The following is a 19,097-nucleotide window of genomic DNA, read 5'->3' as shown; positions in this document are numbered from 1 at the left end:
TAATTGTTAGTAAATAAGTTTGATTTTATCTTTTTAGGTGAATATAAAATGAAAATCTCTATGTTATCGATAATGACACTTTGCACTGCACTTTCGTCGGGTGCCTATGCAAATACGTGTACCGGTGAGCTATATGGAATTAATTCTGGGCGAGGTGATTTAGGGATTGTCTTTTCCTTGAATGAACAAGATCAAAGTGCTGCGATTCATTCGAAAGCTAAGTTTTCCTCAGCAGCTATGGCGTTTGATAGTACTCGTAACCGTTTATATTATGTATCTGCCCCTAGACCACTAACATATCAGCTAGATCCTGGCTCTTTAAATTTGACCGATGAAGAACTAAAAGGGTTACCGATTAAAGGCAATAAATTTAAATATACCAAACTTGCATATGTGGATATGGCAACTGGTGAGCACGTAGAAGTTGGTCGTAGCAGCCCAATGACAAGACTTGCTTATGATCCTGAGCGAGATGTTATGTATGGCTCAAAGGGTAGCAAGTTTTACATTATCTACCCTGATTCAGGAGAGACTCAGTACGTAGGTGAAATGACGGGTTATGGTAGCAGCTCTGATATCCTTCGGGGCGACATAGTTATAAAAGATTCAAAGATTTATTTGATCTCTTCTAAAAGTATCTTCTCACTTGATTTATCAACATTACAATTAACTCGAATATCAAATCATGGGTTAGTAACTGTAACAGGCGCTGCGGTAGATCAAAACGGTGAATTATTGATTTCTCGTGAAGTAATTAATGATCAAGGACACTTCAATCTTACCAAACTTTATAAGGCATCTATCGAAACTGGTAATACTTGTGAAGTAGGTTCATTCCCAGTGCGTGTCAATGATTTAGCTATGGATACGATAAAACCAGTTGCTTGCTATAATAAAAAGTATACATGTAGCACTGAGCCAGAATCGATAGTCATCACTAGCATTGACCAAAACAGACAAGCCACTTGGCAAGGGTATACGCTTAACGGCTTGCTAATGCTTTGGGCCTTAGAAAAGTTAACTAGTACAGACAATTTCGGTGAAAATGGTGTTGTTCGTAAACCTCTATCAATAAATCATGATTTTGCAGCGGCAAATTCAATTACAGAGGAAGCGTTAAATAATTACAACACCGATATCTTTTTTATTGGTAGTTTCAGGTTAAGTAATTTTACAGATGCAGAGCTCGATGAAGCCTATAATTGGTCATTAAAGAAAGGTAATGTTGCTATTATTGCTGGTGATGCTGATTACCCAGAGGAAAAAATATACACAAGATGGGGTTATAAAGTAACAGCAGAAGGTTACATTGATGGACCAAGTATGCCTAATCCAGCAGGAGAGAGTACCAAAGCACAGCAAAGAATGTTCGCAGGACCATTTGGAGAGGTAATTGAGTTTTATCAATCAGGTACAGCAAGAGGTTATTTTTCAGAGATGCCTGCGGGGGCCCAAGTCTTAGCTGTAAACCAACAAGGCTTGCCAACTATCGTAAAAGACCCTGCTACAGGCGATATTATCTTGGCTGATAGTGGAATGCTAACAATTCAATATAAATTAGAAAATATTACACAAGGCCCAAAAGTGACAAGTATGGCGGATCGTCTATTAATGAACTTGTTTAACTATGCCAGTGAGATAGATTAATTATTGCCAAGTTATGTAAAAATCGCGAAGTGTTAAAAGCTTCGCGATTTTTTATAAAACTAACGTTGATTCTATTACCAGCAGCCTGTAAGGGTATTTTTTACTTTATTAGAATGCTGTCTAAGAAATAAATAATTAATACCAACAAGTAATGTATGACTGATTGCTAAAAAAATTAACCATGACGATAAGCCTTGTGTTAACTGAGTAACTGTTACCATGCTAAGTAGCATTAAAATCAAAGATGAATTTAACACGGCTTGTAGCAACTGTTTAAAACGCAAATGTTTCCAGCGACTCCAAACAACCAACACAAAAGCGGTTGTAGGGAGTGCAACTAATATACATTCAAATAAAATAATGAATAATTGCGTACTTTGATAAGCTGAATTTGTAGTAGCACCCTGAGTATGGCTTGAACTTAGCGTAATCAATCCAAGTATCACAACAGTAAATATATTTTTAATATTCATTTATAAACTCTAAACTCTAAACAGACTTAACTACCAATTTATGCATGTGCGCTAATAAGCTCTTTGGCATTAGCTCTTGCCATTTTACTAATGTTATCGCCTGCGAGTAGTCGTGCAATTTCATCAATACGACCATCTTTTGAAAGTTTATTCATTTGCGTAAAGGTTTCGCCATTTGCAATTTCTTTTGCTACAAAAAATTGTTGATGCCCAGAGCTAGCAACTTGCGGAAGGTGAGTCACACAAATAACTTGAGTTGATTTACCTAGTTGGCGTAAAAGCTTGCCGACAGCAGAGGCGGTTGGGCCTGAAATCCCCACATCTACTTCATCGAAAATCAGTGTAGGCGTAGTAACACGTTGAGCAATAATAACCTGAATAGCTAAACTAATACGTGATAACTCACCCCCAGAGGCTACCTTAGAGAGGGCTTGCATTGGTTGACCTGGGTTCGTCGACACCAAAAACGAAACCGTATCAAAGCCCATTGCACTTGGTGCTTTATCGGTAGTTTGTTGAATATCAATCGCAAATTTGCCGTTTTCCATAGATAAATTCGCCATGCTATCGCTGATTAGCTGATTAAGTGTCTCAGCGTAACTATGACGGCTTTCACTCAATAGTTGAGCTGCTTGTTTGTATTGCTTAAGGGCAGAGCTAATTTCGCTTTCAAGAGCAACAAGGCGGTCACTGTTATAGCTGATTGATGCTAATTCTTCTGCAATCGACTGATGAAATTTAACAAGCTCTTCAGGTTTTATGTGATGTTTACGGGCAAGGTCCATAGCACCTGCTAAGCGGGTTTCTACTTCATCTAAACGGGCAGGATCTAAGTCAGTAACATCAACATAGCTGCGAATTTCACGACTTGCTTCTTCAACTTGCACTGCAGCTTCACTTAGTAGTGATGCAATACTTGATAAGCTTTCATCGTAGTTCGCAAGCTCAGCAAATTGCTGTGCGCTGTGTTGCAATAACGAACAAGCACTTTGTTCATCACTTTCGTATAAGTGTTGTAGCTCACGTTGGCATGACTCTAAGATGGTTTGACTATGGCTTAACTTGTGATGCTCAGCTTCAATCTCTTCAAACTCGCCAGGTTGCAGGGCAAATTCATCTAGTTCAGCTACTTGATATTCAAGTAATTGTTTTTGAGCGGCTTGTTGCTGTTGTTGTTGCTCAAGCTGGTTAAACTCTTTGAGTAATGCTTGGTAGGATTTATAGCGTTCTTTAACATCAGCTAATAATTGATTGTGGCCAGCATAGGCATCAAGCAGATGTAATTGATGTTCAGCTTTTAATAAATGCTGATGGGCATGTTGTCCGTGAATAGAAATTAAATACTGACCTAACTCTTTTAACTGTGCAGCTGTAACTGAGCTGCCATTAATATAGCTCTTGCTGCGGCCATTTTTGCAAATAACACGGCGTAGTAAACATTCGCCTTCACTGTTTGAAAGTAAATGTTGCTCTAAAAAGTGTTGGGCAAGAGGGAGTTGGCTAATATCAAATTGTGCACAAATTTCTGCACGATCAGTACCTGGGCGAACAGCACCAGCATCAGCGCGTTCGCCTAAACATAAAGAGAGGGCATCAATTGCAATTGATTTCCCCGCACCTGTTTCACCTGTAATGGCTGTCATACCATTGTGCCACTCAGTACTTAAATTACTTACAATGGCAAAGTTTTTAATTTCTAACCCGATTAACATACTGTTTATCCATCCAGCTAATTAACTGTTAATTTATACAGTGTTTTCGGGTTTTGCAAATTAAATTTTTAAGCTTTGCTTAATTCTGACAGTTGATTTTGTGCTGTGGAATCATCTGGCGCTTGTGTGCTCTGGGCTGGCAGCTGATCGTCTTGTAAATCCACTGGAGGCTGATATTTAATTACTTCAATCAGTGATGGTAGGGCTTCTTGGTAAAATGATTTATTATATTCAATGCCATTGTAAGGTAATTCAGCCATAAAATATTGTAGTCTGTCTGCAAGCTGATCAATCTGCTCAGGGCTTTGTGCTTTGCTGGCTTCCATAATGATAGTGTTGAGCAGTAAATCGCTAATGTACTCAAGGTAGGTTAGGTTTTCTTCATTATGAGCTTGAACAACAAAATAATTGCTGGTGATCATACTTAAGCGTTGAATATTCTTCGGACGAATTATCTTACTTTCGCTAAAATCAATTAATTTATCCTTAAAGTCATTGTTGATTTTTTTTACTCGCTGATTAAAGTGTTTTTTTTCAGCTTCAATAGCTTTACGACGGTTGCTCTCAACCATCCAGTAGCAACCTAGTAAGGTGATCAGTAATAATAGAGCAAGAAAAACGATATAGCTCATTTTGCCTTATAATCCTTAAAAAAATACAGCATTAAGTTTGATTATTTTGCGCTAATCACTGCGCCTTGGCAATCATTTAAGATAAAAAAGCCGCTTAAAATAAGCGGCTTCCCCAGTTTAACTTTTTTCTCAGTACGTTGTAGTAAGAGTACTCTTTTGGATGTATTAAACGCAGTCTTTTATCTGCTTTTTTTATCACCACTTCATCACCAGGTAACACAGCTAAAACTACATGACTGTCGCAGCTGACTTGTAAGCTATCGGTATTTTCAAGACTAAGTTTTAAGCGCACTTCATTATCCGCATCAACCACAAGGGGACGGCTTGATAGAGTGTGCGGGAACATCGGAACGAGTGAAATTGCGTTCAGCTCTGGAGTTAAAATAGGACCGCCACCAGAAAGTGAATAAGCTGTTGAACCCGTTGGCGTTGATACAATTAATCCATCAGAGCGCTGTGAGAACACAAAATCGTTGTTTATAAAGGCCTCAAACTCAATCATATGAGCGACTTTATCGGCGTGTAATACAGCTTCATTAACCGCCAAATTCGCACTTTTTAGTTCAGCATGACGATATACTTCAACTTCAAGCAAAAAGCGCTTTTCTTCGAGGAATTGGCCACTTAGCACTTGTTCAAGGCTGGCTTCGAAACCTTCAGGGTTTAAATCGGTTAAAAAGCCTAAATTGCCACGGTTTACACCTATTACGGCTACATCAAAACGTGCTAAAACTCTTGCTGCACCAAGCATATTGCCATCGCCGCCCACTACTATGGCTAAGTCTGCACGTTCACCTAAATCTACCAATTTAACTAGGTTTTCAGCAGGTACGTCTTCAAGCTGGCGGCCAGTGCGTTGTTCTACTAGTACTTCAAATCCTAACGCACGCAAGAATGTGTGCAAGCGACCAAGTGTGGCAGCCGCGGCACTGTGATTAGGTTTGCCAATTAGACCTATGGTTTTAAACGGTGAATCCATGTTATTTGCACTTAAACTTTCATATCGCTAGATTACATTAAAAATTAATGCTTTGAAAATAACTTGAAATAAACTTGATGCGCCCAAATATCCACTGGCAAGAAGCTAAATGAATAAATTATGAAATTAAATCCGCGTGACCAACAAATTTTTTCAGCTGTAATGAGCCTTTACTGTAATGGAGAAGGTCAGCCTGTTGCCTCAACTCGTATTGCCAAACAAAAAGGTATGGCAGTATGTTCAGCTACAGTGCGTAATGCAATGGCACGGCTTGAAAAAGTGGGCTTATTATATTCGCCCCATACTTCAGCAGGCCGTGTGCCTACCAATGCTGGGTTTGATTATTGGCTCACAGAGTTTTTTGCTCTGCCTGAAATCGCAACATATTGGCAGCCTGAACAAGCACAATTAGTTGAGCTTGCCCATGGTTTAAGTCAACGCTATAAAGTGTGTTGCTGTGTGGGATTACCTCAAGTCAGCTCACAGCTGGTTTTCCGAGTAGAGGTGCTAGATTTTGATGGTAGTAATTGGCTTATTTTATTAATTGATAGAGCAGGGCAGAGCCATAATATTTGTATTACCAAACCTGAAGACTCATCTGATGCCGTTCGCTATCAGTTTGCCACTTGGCTCAATACTGTATTTAGCCAGCAAACCTTAATGGAAGGTTTATATCGTATGCAGGCAATGGCAGGTACTGCACCACATAATTGCCACGACTCACTGACACAATGGACTCGGCAATTAAGTCAAAAGCTTGGTTCAGACAATAGCATTGTAGTGGGTGAAAACTACCTTTACCGCCAAGTTGATTGCCAGACCAGTTTAAATATAGGTGTATCATTTTTAAATTTTGTTGAAGATAAACTCGCATTTAAAAATGGTTTATCGGTTTTAAATACAGAACAATTACCATTTACAGATTGTAATGAGCTGATGGTGATCAGCGTTCCATATTTTAATAACCATGAATACCAGAGTCGATTTTGTGTAATTTGTCCAAAATCAGCGCAAATAGAAGCAATCATCCAAGAATTTAAGTTAATCGGCTCATCAGCCTCTTGAATCTTTTAATTCAATCCCCATAATTACCGCAGTTGTAAAGAATTGGAGCATGTAAGCTATGTCTGAGCAGACAAAATCACCAGAGCAAGAAGTTGAACTAAACGAAGAATTTGAGCAAATGCAAGCTGAAGTAGAAGCTGCAGAAAAAGCAGCTGAGCAAGTTGATGGCGAAGAAATGAGCCCTGAAGCTGAAATTGCATTACTACACAGCGAACTAGAGGCAGCTAAACAAACGATTAACGACCAAAAAGACAGTGTTGTTCGTGCTGCAGCAGATGTTGAGAACATGCGTCGTCGTGCCGCTCAAGATGTAGAAAAAGCGCATAAGTTTGCACTTGAAAAGTTTGCTAACGAATTACTACCAGTTATCGATAACCTAGAGCGTGCTATTGAGTTTTCTGATAAAGAAAATGACCAGCTTAAGCCTGTCCTTGAAGGTATCGAGATGACAGTTAAAAGCTTTAATGATGCAGTATCAAAATTCGGTGTTGAAATTGTTAACCCTCAGGGTGAGCAATTTAATCCTGAATTCCATCAAGCAATGTCAATTCAGCCAAGCAATGATGTAGCACCTAATACTGTTCTTGCAGTAATGCAGAAAGGTTATACATTAAATGGCCGTTTATTACGTCCAGCAATGGTTATGGTATCGAAAGAAGCTGAATAAGCTTTAAAGAGATATAAAAAATGCCTGTTAATTACAGGCATTTTTTTTGATAGCAATCGTGTTAAGTTACCGACCATTTAGCTCGCTAGGATGGTTAAATATTTAAGTCGATTGGTATCGTTTTCGATGCCAAAGCTGCACTAGTAAGATAAGTATCAGTGCGCTGAACATCATCGCAGAAAATGGAATGGCACTTTGAGGGTGAACAAAGGCAAGGATAGGACCAACTAAAGCGCCACTGCCGAATCTTAATGTACCAATAACGGCTGTTGCAGTACCTGACTTTTCCTCAAACTGCATTAGTATCAATGAGTCTGCATTACTCGCTACAATACCTAAGCTCATCATCAGTGGTGCGATGCTTGCAACGATAAAATACAATGATAAATGCATCACACTGAATAACAGTAATGCCCCACCAGAAACGAAGCCAATGGCAAGGCCAATAAATAAAAGCTTACGAGAACCCAAGCGCGGCACTAAACGTGTATTCATAAAGTTACCGAACATTAAAGCCAACACGTTAAAGGCGAATAACACCCCGAACAATTGCTCATCTACTTTAAAAAAATCGAGATATACATAAGGTACCGATGTTAAAAAGCAAAAGAATGCAAATGAGGCAAACATTGAGCTGGCAATATCGGCAAGGGCGCTACGACGGGAAAATACCGTTTTATAACTATTAAAGAACAGTGCCAAGCCACGTTGCTGACTCTTAAAGATTGGAATATCGATTAAATGAATTTGCACTAAAGCTAAAATTGCAAAGCTATAGACAGCTAAGGTAATAAAAATGACCTGCCAGGTTGAAATACCCATGATCAATGAGCCAAGAGTAGGAGCAATGAGCGGGGCAACCATCATGATCATTGATACGTAAGACATACCCTTGGCGGTGTTTTCTCGATAAATGTGGCGAATAATACCCGGCACAACGACCGTTGCAGCGGCGCCAGTGAATGCTTGTACCGCCCTGAGAGATAAAAATAATTCGATATTAGAACAAAACGCCAGTGCTAATGAGCTTATACCAAATAGTGCTAAGCCAACCTTAGCGAGTAATCGCCTGCCAAGTTCATCGGCTATCGGGCCAAAAAAAAGCATACCAAGGGCATAACCCGCTAAATAAATACTGAGTGATATTTGCACATTTGGCATGGTTGTTTGTAGGTCGTTAGCAATTACCAACATTGCCGGTAAATATAAATCAATTGCCAAAGGCGTAATCGCGACAATACTTGCCAGTAAAGGCAATAAAATGCGTTTATTTAAAGTCTCAGGGGAAGGCATTGTTTACTCATTCATCAAACATTAGGTCACTATTGTAGCAGTGTGAATCACTGTGGTGAACTTAGTTTGCCTGCTAAGTAAAAGAATTAACTAAATAATAACAACTGAGTGGGTGATTGTTCATTTTCATATAAAATTAAGCAATGCTTTGCTATATTGATCAAAATTACACTAAGTATTTGAAGGACTAGTATGAAAAAGTTAATCATGGCAGTGTTAGCCACCGCTGTTTTAGCTGGCTGTAAAACCTCTCCAACAGGGCGCACGCAAATCGCGCTATATTCAGACCAACAGATGAGTCAAATGGGTCAAGCAAGTTTTGCTGAAATGAAAAAAACGCAACCTGTTAATACTGATCCAAGTGTCAATGCTTATGTGAAGTGTATTGCTGATGATGTTATTGCAGTTTTACCTAACGAGTATGCAAAGCAGTCTTGGGAAGTCGTTGTGTTTGAAGAAGATTCAGCGAATGCATTTGCATTACCAGGTGGTTATATTGGCGTTCATACAGGTTTATTAAAAGTTGCTGTAAACCAAGACCAACTTGCAACAGTACTAGGTCACGAAGTAGCACACGTTATTGCTGAGCACTCTAATGAACGTGTATCACAAAATGCACTGTTACAAACAGGCCTGCAAGTTGGTGGTGCAGCACTTGATATGGGTAATGTGCAATATCGCGGCGAAATTATGCAAGCTTTGGGGTTAGGTGCCCAATTTGGTGTAGTGCTGCCGTTTAGCCGCTCACATGAATCAGAAGCAGATATTGTCGGCCTAGATTTAATGGCAAAAGCAGGGTTTAACCCAGAGCAATCAGTATCGCTTTGGCAAAATATGAGTGCAGCAGGCAGTAGCGGCACCCCAGAGTTTATGTCGACTCACCCAGCACCGGGTAACCGAATTAAAGAACTACAAAAGCATATGTCGGATGCATTAAAAGCCCAAAAAGCTGCTAAAGCAAAAGGCAAAAACCCACAGTGTAAACTGTAATAAATATTATCTAGAAATTAAAAAAGCCTGTAGTCTAGCTGACTACAGGCTTTAATTATTCAGCTTTCAGCTTATTAGAACGTCCATTCAACGTGAAGTTGTGGTACTGATTCAGTTGTGTCTGTACCTAGTTTGTTGTGCCAGTATTGCCACTCAAGGCCTAGCAGTAGCGTATTTTCTTTCATGCTCATTGCGTGACCTAAATCCCACGTGATGATTGGCTGCGCTAAAATCCACGCTTTAACATCTTCGCCAAATTCGTTTTCACGCTCAGCAATGTATTCAACATGGCCCGTTACGTTGAACTTTTGTGAGCCGATAGTGAATGGGTAGCCCCATGCAACATCAATCATCCAGCTATTTGTTTCAGTGGGGGCACCACCGCGTGCTACGCCTTCACTGTCATCGATATAAGCGGTAAATAAAGTAGATAAAAAGCTAAAGCCAGGTGCCTGCCAGCTAAGTTTTACACCTGGTAAATACTTAAGAACTTTAGAATCGCCTGCAGCATTAAAACCTGCAGTTAAACCTACATCAGCAATTGCGCCGTATGAGAAGTCACTGTCAGAGATTTTTGATAAGCTGAATGTTGAGTACCACTCGCCGTAAAAGTCTTTATCTTGATAGCCATCCTGACGGTCGTCATTGCTGTAATCAATAAAAAAGAAGTTATCGCCATAGTCGTAACCAGAAGCGTGTTGCAATGAAACAACCGTGGTATTTGACTTAGTTAATGAAAACGGATTTTTGTGTTCACCGTTATTAACGTGTAATTGCGTAGAGCTCCAATTAGCGGCATAGCCTGAAGTACTTACTGCACATAGCGCAGCAACAGAAAGGATCTTTTTCAAGTTCATATCTCAATATTGATGGTGTAAAGGGGATACAAAGGGAGGATTATAGCAGATACGCCCTAAATTGGGCGTATCTTGGCAAAAATTATTTAACTTATGCTTTATTCCGACGTAAGCAAATTACAGCCACAGCTGTAAAGGCAAGAATAAAGCAATAGTAAGATGAAGTAGACACCTGCCAAGGGCTAATTTTGAAAGTCGCACCGAGAAGTAACGCTTGTGCGCCATACGGTAGTGAGCCTTGTGTTACACAAGCAAAAATATCAAGTAAGCTTGCTGAACGCTTACCAGTAATTTCGCCATCATCCGCTAATTTTTTAGCAATTGGGCCAGCAACAATGATTGATACCGTATTATTAGCAATACATAAGTTACTGGTCATCACCAGTGCCGCAATACCTAATTGATCCGCGACCTTACGGTGCCATTTTGCAATGATTTTCGTAATTGCTTGAATTTTGTTAGCAATATAATCAAGTCCACCATTAATACGGATAAACTCTGAAAGGCCACCAATAAACATCGATAGCAAGAAAATTTCCTGCATATCAGTAAAACCTTTATAGACATCCTTAACAAAACTGGCACCTTCATAGCTGCCAGTAAAGCCCATTAGTGCAGCGAAGATAATACCGCTAAACAGCACCACAAAGACGTTAAAGCCCATTACTGCGAGTACTAAGATAAAGGCATAAGGTAACACTAATAAAATATCGAAATCTTGTGTTTCTACAGCTTCAGCTGCAGGCGTTAAGAAGAATAACAAACCGATAGTTAATGCTGCAGCGGGTAAGGCAATTTTTAAGTTCTCACGGAATTTATCTTTCATTTCACAGCCTTGCGTACGGGTTGCAGCAATAGTTGTGTCAGAGATGATTGATAAGTTATCACCAAACATTGCACCTGATACAATCGTGCCTGCCATCAATGATGGATCAATGCCTGTTTTTTGGGCGACTGCATAAGCAATCGGGCCAATAGCACCGATAGTCCCCATTGAAGTACCCATTGCAGTCGACACAACCGCAGCGATTAAAAATAATCCAGGTAGTAATAAAGCTGGCGGAATAAGTGATAAACCCGCATTAACAACGGCATCGACACCACCCGTTGCACCTGCAACGGCAGAAAACGCACCGGCAAGCAGATAAATCAAACACATAGTGATAATGTTGCTATGGCCCGCACCTTTAATAAAGGTTTCAACACTATGGTTGATGGTATTTCTATTTAAGATAAAAGCCAGCATGATGGCAGGTAAAATTGCCACAGGGGCAGGCAATTGATAGAAGGCGTAATCGACACCTTGAGACTGTAAGTATAAGCCAGCGCCTAAAAATAAGCCGACAAACACCAAAAGCGGCAGCAAAGAAAGTTTTGCTTTTGTTTTATTAAATGATGGCTGCATCATATTCCTCGTTAGATAACCAATAACACAGCCAAATACTTCTTTTAGCTGTATTTAGTTGCCTGCATTCTCAAAAGACAATGCTGTTGCAACAGCGCCCGCAAGCCAAAGACCAAATCGGCGCAAAGGAAGAAGTTTAAATGTATAGATGGCTAAATGCAAAGACTATCTGTTATTATTGTTGTTCTATTAATAAATCTAAAATTAGCTCTGTATTTTTTATAAGCTAACCTGACTATTACATGAGTTTTCGATAAAATCCAGCCAGCTAAGAAGAATAGATAAGGTAACTATATGAACCGCATAGGTGTATTTGGCGCAAACGGCCGCATGGGACTTGCACTTTTAGAAGCAGTCTCAAAAAAAAATGACGCAACATTAACGGGCGCGTACGTGCGTGATAACTCGCCACTTTTAGATATAGCGGTTAATCAATTAAACAGTGCTGCATCAGCGGATGTATCATTTAGTAAAGAAACAGAAGTAAAAGATGCTGATGTATTAATTGATTTCACCTTACCGGCAGGAATGCGCAACCACTTGCAAACAGCGGTCGAAAAAAATATCGCAATGGTAATTGGTACCACGGGCCTCAACCAAGATGATATTGATGCCCTCAATGAAGCAGCGAAACACATTCCGATTGTTTTTGCTCGCAACTATAGCGTAGGTGTGAATTTACTGCTTAACTTAGTGCAGACTGCGGCTGTGAAGTTTGGTGATGACATGGACATTGAAATATTTGAAGCCCATCATCGTCATAAAATTGATGCGCCATCAGGGACTGCATTGGCAATTGGTGAAGCTATTGCCGAGGCAAAAGGCTGGCAGCATGATGAAGTCGCGCGTTTTGATAGAAGCAATGACGAACACGCAAAATCGCAAAATGAAATCGGTTATTCGGTCATGAGAGGCGGAGATATAGTAGGTGAACACACCGCATATTTCGCAACTTCTGGCGAAAGGCTAGAATTAACTCATAAAGCAAGTTCAAGAATGACCTTCGCGTTAGGTGCTGTAAGAGCTGCGGGCTGGTTGAAAAACAAACCAGCTGGACTTTATGACATGCAAGATGTGCTTGACTTGAAGTAGTTTAGTTTCTTTTTTGGCAGTTTCAGTGAATTTTTAGTTAATAACGCTTATTTTTACTATTTTATTAATTAAGATTAGATCTGAAAGCTAATTTACTGTAGAATAGTGCCAATTTGCCAAAAATTCATAAATGCGTGTTTCCAATCGCTTTAAACGGGCAGTAGAGCAAATGACTTTACTCCCGTTTTTTACTGTTAGGAGGTTAACTTGACTAAATCCGCTCTGTTAGTCCTAGAAGACGGCACAGTGTTTCGCGGTACTGCAATCGGCGCTGACGGCATGTCAGTCGGTGAAGTAGTATTCAATACGTCTATGACTGGTTATCAAGAAATTTTGACTGACCCTTCATACGCGGAACAAATCGTAACTTTGACGTACCCACATATCGGTAATACGGGTACTAACAGCGAAGACGAAGAAGCGGGTCAAATCTGGGCTAAAGGCCTAGTGATCCGTGATTTGCCACTGCTAGCAAGTAATTTCCGTAACGAGCAATCGTTAAGTGATTACTTAAAAGAACGCAATATCTTAGGTATTGCAGACATCGACACTCGTAAATTAACACGTATCTTACGTGATAAAGGCGCTCAAAATGGTTGTATCATTGCAGGCGACGAGTTAGATGAGAATAAAGCGCTTGAAGCTGCGCAAGCCTTCCCAGGCTTAAAAGGCATGGATTTAGCAAAAGTTGTCTCAACCAAGGAAAATTTTGAGTGGCGCGAATCAAGCTGGACTTTAGGTTCAGGCTTTAAAACGCTAGAAGCAGCAGACGAGAAGTTCCACGTTGTTGCTTATGACTTCGGTGTTAAACGTAATATCTTACGTATGTTAGTTGACCGCGGTTGTAAATTAACTGTCGTTCCTGCACAAACATCTGCAGAAGATGTACTGGCATTAAACCCAGACGGTATCTTCTTATCAAATGGCCCTGGTGATCCAGAGCCGTGTACTTACGCGATTGAAGCCATTAAAACTTTCCTAGAAACAGACACGCCAATTTTTGGTATCTGTTTAGGTCACCAATTACTTGCACTTGCTTCAGGTGCACAAACGGTGAAAATGAAGTTTGGTCACCACGGTGGTAACCACCCAGTTAAAGACCTTGACCGCAATGTTGTAATGATCACAGCGCAAAACCACGGTTTCGCAGCTGACGAAGCAACATTACCAGCGAATTTACGTGCAACTCACGTTTCATTATTCGATGGCACCCTACAAGGTATTCACCGCACAGATAAGCCTGCATTTAGCTTCCAAGGTCACCCAGAAGCAAGCCCAGGTCCACATGATGCGGCGCCATTATTTGACCACTTCATCGACTTGATGCAAGCACGTTCTAACTAATTTAACCGGAGTAACAATGCCAAAACGTACCGACATAAAAAGCATTCTTATCTTAGGCGCAGGCCCGATCGTAATCGGTCAAGCTTGTGAATTTGACTACTCTGGTGCACAAGCGTGTAAAGCACTACGAGAAGAAGGCTTTCGAGTAATTCTTGTAAACTCGAACCCTGCAACTATCATGACTGACCCTGAAATGGCGGATGCGACGTACATCGAACCAATTCACTGGGAAGTGGTAGAGAAAATCATTGAAAAAGAAAAGCCAGATGCAGTACTACCTACTATGGGTGGTCAAACAGCATTAAACTGTGCGCTTGACTTAGATAAGCACGGCGTACTGGCAAAACACGGTGTTGAGCTAATCGGTGCAACTGCTGATGCAATCGATAAAGCTGAAAACCGTGAGCGTTTTGACGTAGCAATGAAGAACATTGGCCTTGAGTGTCCGCGTGCAGAAATCGCTCACTCAATGGAAGAAGCACACGATGTTCTTAGTCGCATCGGTTTCCCATGTATCATTCGTCCATCATTCACGATGGGTGGTACTGGTGGTGGTGTTGCATACAACCAAGAAGAATTTGATGAAATTTGTGAGCGTGGTTTAGATTTATCACCAACAAATGAACTTTTAATCGATGAATCATTAATCGGTTGGAAAGAGTACGAAATGGAAGTTGTTCGTGACAAAAACGACAACTGTATCATCGTATGTTCTATCGAAAACTTTGACCCTATGGGTGTTCACACTGGTGACTCAATCACGGTTGCTCCAGCGCAAACACTGACTGATAAAGAATACCAAATCATGCGTAATGCATCGATGGCGGTACTTCGTGAAATCGGTGTTGAAACAGGTGGTTCAAACGTACAGTTTGGTGTGAATCCAGTTGATGGCCGTATGGTTATCATCGAGATGAATCCACGTGTATCGCGTTCGTCTGCACTAGCATCAAAAGCAACAGGTTTCCCAATTGCGAAAATCGCAGCGAAACTAGCTGTTGGTTACACGCTTGATGAGCTACAAAATGACATCACTGGCGGTAAAACACCAGCGTCTTTCGAGCCGTCGATCGACTACGTTGTTACTAAGATCCCACGTTTTAACTTCGAAAAATTCGCAGGTTCAAACGACCGTTTAACAACACAGATGAAATCTGTGGGTGAAGTTATGGCGATTGGTCGTAATCAACAAGAGTCACTGCATAAAGCATTACGTGGCCTAGAAGTAGGCGCAACAGGCTTCAACCCAGTTGTAGCCCTGGATGATCCGAAAGCGAAAGAAAAAATCATCCGTGAATTACGCGAGCCAGGTGCTGAGCGTATTTGGTACGTAGCAGATGCAATGCGTCACGGTATGAGCGTTGAAGAAGTTTTCGAACTAACTAAGATTGACCCTTGGTACCTAGTGCAAATCGAAGACATCTTAAAAGACGAAGCAACAATCAGCGAAGTAGGTATGGCTGGTTTAAATGCTGAGTTCTTACGTAAGCTTAAGCGTAAAGGCTTTGCTGATGCGCGTATCGCTGAAATTGCAGGTGTTTCTGAAGCAGAAATTCGCAAGAAGCGTCACCAGTTAGATATCGTGCCTGTATACAAGCGCGTTGATACCTGTGCTGCAGAGTTCAGCTCTGACACAGCTTATATGTACTCATCTTATGATGAAGAGTGTGAAGCGAATCCATCTGACAAAGATAAAATCATGGTAATCGGTGGTGGCCCTAACCGTATCGGTCAAGGTATCGAATTCGATTACTGTTGTGTTCACGCTGCATTAGCTTTACGTGAAGATGGCTACGAAACAATTATGGTTAACTGTAACCCTGAAACTGTTTCAACTGACTACGATACATCTGATCGTCTATTCTTCGAGCCAATCACGCTAGAAGATGTATTAGAAATCGTACGTGTTGAAAAGCCAAAAGGTGTTATCGTTCAGTACGGTGGTCAAACACCACTGAAACTTGCTCGTGAACTTGAAGCGAATGGCGTGCCAGTTATTGGTACTTCACCAGATGCAATCGACCGTGCAGAAGACCGTGAGCGTTTCCAACAGCTTGTTGAGCGTCTAAACCTTCTTCAGCCAGAGAATGCAACGGTTACTTCTTTAGAAGAAGCGATTGTTAAGTCTGCTGAAATTGGCTTTCCACTTGTTGTACGTCCTTCATACGTACTAGGTGGTCGCGCAATGGAAGTGGTTTATGATGAAGACGATTTACGTCGTTACATGACTGAAGCTGTATCGGCGTCAAATGAAGCGCCAGTACTACTTGACCACTTCTTAGATAACGCAATTGAAGTTGACGTTGATGCTATCTGTGACGGTGAGCAAGTAATCATCGGTGGTATCATGGAGCACATTGAGCAAGCAGGTGTTCACTCAGGTGACTCAGCGTGTTCATTACCAGCTCACTCATTAACAGCCGAAGTGCAAGACGTGATGCGTAAGCAAGTGACTGATATGGCTCTAGAGCTTGGCGTAGTAGGTCTAATGAATACTCAGTTTGCTGTGAAAGACGGTAAAGTTTACTTAATCGAAGTAAACCCACGTGCTGCGCGTACAGTACCGTTTGTTTCAAAAGCGACAGGTGTTGCACTTGCTAAAGTAGCGGCACGTTGTATGGCAGGTCAGTCGCTGGCAAGTCAAGGTATTACAAAAGAAGTAATCCCACCTTACTACAGCGTAAAAGAAGTGGTACTGCCATTTGCTAAGTTCCAAGGTGTTGACCCAATCCGTGGCCCTGAAATGCGCTCAACGGGTGAGGTAATGGGTGTTGGTGAAACTTTCGCCGAAGCATTCGCTAAAGCACAATTAGGTGCAAGCAACACTTTACCACGCGGTGGTCGCGCGTTACTATCGGTACGCAACAGTGACAAACCACGTATTGTTGAACTAGCTAAAACCATGACTGAACTTGGTTTCGAGCTAGATGCGACAGGTGGCACTGCAAAAGCACTTGAAGAAGCAGGCATTGCAGTTCGTCGCGTGAACAAGGTATACGAAGGTCGTCCTCATATTCTTGATAGAATTAAAAATGGTGAATACAGCTACATTGTAAACACTACTGAAGGCCGCCAAGCGATTGAAGATTCGAAGGTGTTACGTCGTGGTGCGTTACAGCATAAGACTAACTACACAACGACTCTGAACGCGGCATTTGCTAACTGTACTGCAAACCAAGCAGACGACCGTAGCAAGGTGACGTCAGTTCAGGAACTACACCAGCGAATGAACTAAGGAAATGTGCCAAGGGCGAGGCAATCGCCCTTGGGATTAAGTGAGAATAATATGCAATCAATTCCGATGACAGTTCGTGGTGCAGCATTACTGCGCGAAGAACTTAACGAATTAAAAACAGTTACCCGTCCAAAAATCGTTGCTGATATTGCTGAAGCACGTGAGCACGGTGATTTGAAAGAAAACGCTGAATACCATGCTGCTCGTGAGCAACAAGGTTTCTGCGAAGGCCGTATTCAAGAAATTGAAGCGAAGCTTTCAAATGTGCAAATCATTGATGTAACTAAAATGCCTAACACAGGTAAAGTTATTTTTGGCACAACGGTCACTATCGTTAATGTTGAAACCGATGCTGAAGTAAAATACCAAATCGTAGGCGATGACGAAGCAGATATCAAAAACAACCTGATTTCTGTTAACTCACCAATCGCGCGTGGTTTAATTGGTAAAGAGGTAGATGATGCCGTTATCATTAAAACGCCAAACGGTGAAGTAGAGTACGAAATCATTGAAGTTGAGTATATTTAGTAGCTTAACCAAGCATTGATAAAAACCGCAGTTATATACTGCGGTTTTTTTATACCTGTTTACATGCGTGGATTTATTCGGTACGTTGACTACAAGACAGTCGTAATGAAGGAGTAATAATGGCGAAAATTCAGTATCCTAAACCGCTTGTTCAAGGCGATAAAATAGCCATATGTGCTTTTTCATCAGGTGTAGATACAGCGTTTCATACGCGTTTAGACTTAGTACTTAATGGCTTAACAGCCAAAGGTTTTACTGTCATTGAGGGTGCCTGCTTGCGTCAGTCACACAATAGTGCAAAGCAACGTGCTGATGAGCTAATGGAGTATTTAACTGATGATTCAATAGCAGCCATCATGCCACCTTGGGGTGGCGATCTCACCATGGAGATTTTACCGCTTCTCGACTTTAATGCGATAAGTAAAGCAAGGCCTAAATGGTTGGTTGGCTTTTCAGATATCAGCACTTTTGCATGTGCATTAACAACTCGTTGTGGCTGGGCAACCTTGCACGCTGCAAATTTAATGCAAATTCACCCTGACGATTCAGATGTTTATTTAGCAAATATATTCAGTGCAATGTCACTTGAAGAAAAACAGCAACTGCACCAAGTCGCGTCTCCTTATTATCAGCAAAAACCAATTGATTATAAAGCCGATCCGCAAGCTCAATTTGACTATACAGCCCCGAGTCAATGGCGCTGTATTAACTATAAAGATAAACGCCAGATTGAAGTTTCAGGGCGTTTAATCGGCGGTTGCTTAGATACTCTTGGCTTGTTGCTACCCTCAAATTACTATGCATTGCATGAATTTAAAAAGCAGTATGCACCAGAGGGCTTAATTTTATATTTAGAAAATGCAGAGCTCAGCCCGATGGCATTAGCACGTTGTTTGTTATCGTTAAAGTTGAATGATGTATTCACCGATGTAAATGCGGTGGTATTTGGTCGCAGTCCAGCAATTAATAACGACTGCTATTTTGATGAATACCAAGCAATCGAACTCGCATTTAAAGGTAATTTGTTCCCAGTTATTGTTGATGCGGACATTGGTCACGTTGCCCCTAATTTAGCATTAATAAATGGAGCAGTTGCCACAATAACTGCAGACTTATGTGAAGGTATGGCGAGTAATATCATTGTAAAGACAGACTTAAAATAACAATTATGCAGGCAA

At 41.0% G+C, this 19,097-nt stretch carries 16 protein-coding genes; 9 read left to right on the top strand and 7 right to left on the bottom strand.

Annotated elements, in window-relative coordinates:
* The first annotated feature begins 48 nt into the window (after nucleotides 1-48).
* Nucleotides 49-1,647 (top strand): hypothetical protein, encoded by a 1,599-nt coding sequence (locus QUE86_RS01020; RefSeq protein ID WP_130051281.1) that lies wholly within the window; start codon nucleotides 49-51, stop codon nucleotides 1,645-1,647.
* 74 nt (nucleotides 1,648-1,721) lie between these two features.
* Here the strand turns inward: QUE86_RS01020 and QUE86_RS01015 are convergent, their stop codons facing one another.
* The 4 genes from QUE86_RS01015 to nadK form a co-directional block, all read right to left on the bottom strand.
* Complete coding sequence (locus QUE86_RS01015) at nucleotides 1,722-2,120, bottom strand: hypothetical protein (RefSeq protein ID WP_286258687.1); 399 nt, start codon at nucleotides 2,118-2,120, stop codon at nucleotides 1,722-1,724.
* 38 nt (nucleotides 2,121-2,158) lie between these two features.
* Nucleotides 2,159-3,832: a DNA repair protein RecN gene (gene recN / locus QUE86_RS01010; protein ID WP_286258685.1), complete on the bottom strand. Its 1,674-nt coding sequence runs from the start codon at nucleotides 3,830-3,832 to the stop codon at nucleotides 2,159-2,161.
* 68 nt (nucleotides 3,833-3,900) lie between these two features.
* The gene (locus tag QUE86_RS01005; RefSeq protein ID WP_178927118.1) at nucleotides 3,901-4,464 is read right to left on the bottom strand and encodes a hypothetical protein; all 564 of its coding nucleotides are present in this window, start codon (nucleotides 4,462-4,464) and stop codon (nucleotides 3,901-3,903) included.
* A 94-nt stretch (nucleotides 4,465-4,558) separates the two neighbouring features.
* Entirely contained in the window at nucleotides 4,559-5,443 is an 885-nt protein-coding gene (gene nadK / locus QUE86_RS01000; protein WP_130051285.1) for an NAD(+) kinase, read from the bottom strand.
* 120 nt (nucleotides 5,444-5,563) lie between these two features.
* Between nadK and QUE86_RS00995 the strand changes: the two genes are divergently transcribed.
* Both QUE86_RS00995 and grpE read left to right on the top strand, forming a co-directional pair.
* The gene (locus tag QUE86_RS00995; RefSeq protein WP_130051286.1) at nucleotides 5,564-6,508 is read left to right on the top strand and encodes an HrcA family transcriptional regulator; all 945 of its coding nucleotides are present in this window, start codon (nucleotides 5,564-5,566) and stop codon (nucleotides 6,506-6,508) included.
* Between the two features lie 58 nt (nucleotides 6,509-6,566).
* Nucleotides 6,567-7,175: a nucleotide exchange factor GrpE gene (gene grpE, locus QUE86_RS00990; protein WP_286258682.1), complete on the top strand. Its 609-nt coding sequence runs from the start codon at nucleotides 6,567-6,569 to the stop codon at nucleotides 7,173-7,175.
* 102 nt (nucleotides 7,176-7,277) lie between these two features.
* On the opposite strand, the gene QUE86_RS00985 is transcribed toward grpE, so the two are convergent.
* Nucleotides 7,278-8,468: a Bcr/CflA family efflux MFS transporter gene (locus tag QUE86_RS00985; RefSeq protein WP_130051287.1), complete on the bottom strand. Its 1,191-nt coding sequence runs from the start codon at nucleotides 8,466-8,468 to the stop codon at nucleotides 7,278-7,280.
* A 192-nt stretch (nucleotides 8,469-8,660) separates the two neighbouring features.
* Between QUE86_RS00985 and QUE86_RS00980 the strand changes: the two genes are divergently transcribed.
* A complete protein-coding gene (locus QUE86_RS00980; RefSeq protein ID WP_130051288.1) occupies nucleotides 8,661-9,458 on the top strand; it encodes a M48 family metallopeptidase in 798 nt (265 codons plus the stop codon).
* Between the two features lie 74 nt (nucleotides 9,459-9,532).
* On the opposite strand, the gene QUE86_RS00975 is transcribed toward QUE86_RS00980, so the two are convergent.
* Entirely contained in the window at nucleotides 9,533-10,315 is a 783-nt protein-coding gene (locus tag QUE86_RS00975) for a nucleoside-binding protein (RefSeq protein WP_130051289.1), read from the bottom strand.
* Nucleotides 10,316-10,406: 91 nt separating this feature from the next.
* Nucleotides 10,407-11,720, bottom strand: a complete 1,314-nt coding sequence (locus tag QUE86_RS00970; protein ID WP_130052276.1) for a Na+/H+ antiporter NhaC family protein — start codon at nucleotides 11,718-11,720, stop codon at nucleotides 10,407-10,409.
* 294 nt (nucleotides 11,721-12,014) lie between these two features.
* Here QUE86_RS00970 and dapB point away from each other — a divergent pair, with 294 nt between their 5' ends.
* The 5 genes from dapB to QUE86_RS00945 all read left to right on the top strand — a co-directional run bounded on the left by dapB (nucleotide 12,015) and on the right by QUE86_RS00945 (nucleotide 19,082).
* Nucleotides 12,015-12,812: a 4-hydroxy-tetrahydrodipicolinate reductase gene (dapB, locus tag QUE86_RS00965; protein WP_167657803.1), complete on the top strand. Its 798-nt coding sequence runs from the start codon at nucleotides 12,015-12,017 to the stop codon at nucleotides 12,810-12,812.
* A gap of 207 nt (nucleotides 12,813-13,019) precedes the next feature.
* Nucleotides 13,020-14,156 carry a glutamine-hydrolyzing carbamoyl-phosphate synthase small subunit gene (gene carA, locus QUE86_RS00960; protein ID WP_055020805.1) on the top strand — a complete coding sequence of 379 codons (1,137 nt, stop codon included), beginning with the start codon at nucleotides 13,020-13,022 and terminating at the stop codon, nucleotides 14,154-14,156.
* Between the two features lie 16 nt (nucleotides 14,157-14,172).
* Entirely contained in the window at nucleotides 14,173-17,391 is a 3,219-nt protein-coding gene (gene carB, locus QUE86_RS00955) for a carbamoyl-phosphate synthase large subunit (protein WP_130051291.1), read from the top strand.
* 51 nt (nucleotides 17,392-17,442) lie between these two features.
* The gene (gene greA, locus QUE86_RS00950; RefSeq protein ID WP_054551507.1) at nucleotides 17,443-17,919 is read left to right on the top strand and encodes a transcription elongation factor GreA; all 477 of its coding nucleotides are present in this window, start codon (nucleotides 17,443-17,445) and stop codon (nucleotides 17,917-17,919) included.
* A gap of 119 nt (nucleotides 17,920-18,038) precedes the next feature.
* On the top strand, nucleotides 18,039-19,082 hold the full coding sequence (locus QUE86_RS00945) for a S66 family peptidase (RefSeq protein WP_130051292.1): 1,044 nt from the start codon (nucleotides 18,039-18,041) through the stop codon (nucleotides 19,080-19,082).
* The last annotated feature ends 15 nt before the right edge of the window (nucleotides 19,083-19,097 follow it).

Origin of the sequence: Pseudoalteromonas apostichopi, from assembly GCF_030297135.1 — a bacterium.
GTDB classification, from domain to species: Bacteria; Pseudomonadota; Gammaproteobacteria; order Enterobacterales; family Alteromonadaceae; genus Pseudoalteromonas; species Pseudoalteromonas apostichopi.
This window is presented reverse-complemented; position numbering and strand designations above follow the sequence as displayed.

Bases quoted from the DNA above. Each gene is read 5' to 3' on its own strand.
- QUE86_RS00970 (WP_130052276.1), bottom strand. From the start codon at position 11,720: ATGCAGCCATCATTTAATAAAACAAAAGCAAAACTTTCTTTGCTGCCG.
- QUE86_RS00975 (WP_130051289.1), bottom strand. From the start codon at position 10,315: ATGAACTTGAAAAAGATCCTTTCTGTTGCTGCGCTATGTGCAGTAAGT.
- QUE86_RS01015 (WP_286258687.1), bottom strand. From the start codon at position 2,120: ATGAATATTAAAAATATATTTACTGTTGTGATACTTGGATTGATTACG.
- QUE86_RS00980 (WP_130051288.1), top strand. From the start codon at position 8,661: ATGAAAAAGTTAATCATGGCAGTGTTAGCCACCGCTGTTTTAGCTGGC.
- QUE86_RS00945 (WP_130051292.1), top strand. From the start codon at position 18,039: ATGGCGAAAATTCAGTATCCTAAACCGCTTGTTCAAGGCGATAAAATA.
- nadK (WP_130051285.1), bottom strand. From the start codon at position 5,443: ATGGATTCACCGTTTAAAACCATAGGTCTAATTGGCAAACCTAATCAC.
- greA (WP_054551507.1), top strand. From the start codon at position 17,443: ATGCAATCAATTCCGATGACAGTTCGTGGTGCAGCATTACTGCGCGAA.
- QUE86_RS01005 (WP_178927118.1), bottom strand. From the start codon at position 4,464: ATGAGCTATATCGTTTTTCTTGCTCTATTATTACTGATCACCTTACTA.
- grpE (WP_286258682.1), top strand. From the start codon at position 6,567: ATGTCTGAGCAGACAAAATCACCAGAGCAAGAAGTTGAACTAAACGAA.
- QUE86_RS01020 (WP_130051281.1), top strand. From the start codon at position 49: ATGAAAATCTCTATGTTATCGATAATGACACTTTGCACTGCACTTTCG.
- QUE86_RS00995 (WP_130051286.1), top strand. From the start codon at position 5,564: ATGAAATTAAATCCGCGTGACCAACAAATTTTTTCAGCTGTAATGAGC.
- recN (WP_286258685.1), bottom strand. From the start codon at position 3,832: ATGTTAATCGGGTTAGAAATTAAAAACTTTGCCATTGTAAGTAATTTA.
- dapB (WP_167657803.1), top strand. From the start codon at position 12,015: ATGAACCGCATAGGTGTATTTGGCGCAAACGGCCGCATGGGACTTGCA.
- carB (WP_130051291.1), top strand. From the start codon at position 14,173: ATGCCAAAACGTACCGACATAAAAAGCATTCTTATCTTAGGCGCAGGC.
- QUE86_RS00985 (WP_130051287.1), bottom strand. From the start codon at position 8,468: ATGCCTTCCCCTGAGACTTTAAATAAACGCATTTTATTGCCTTTACTG.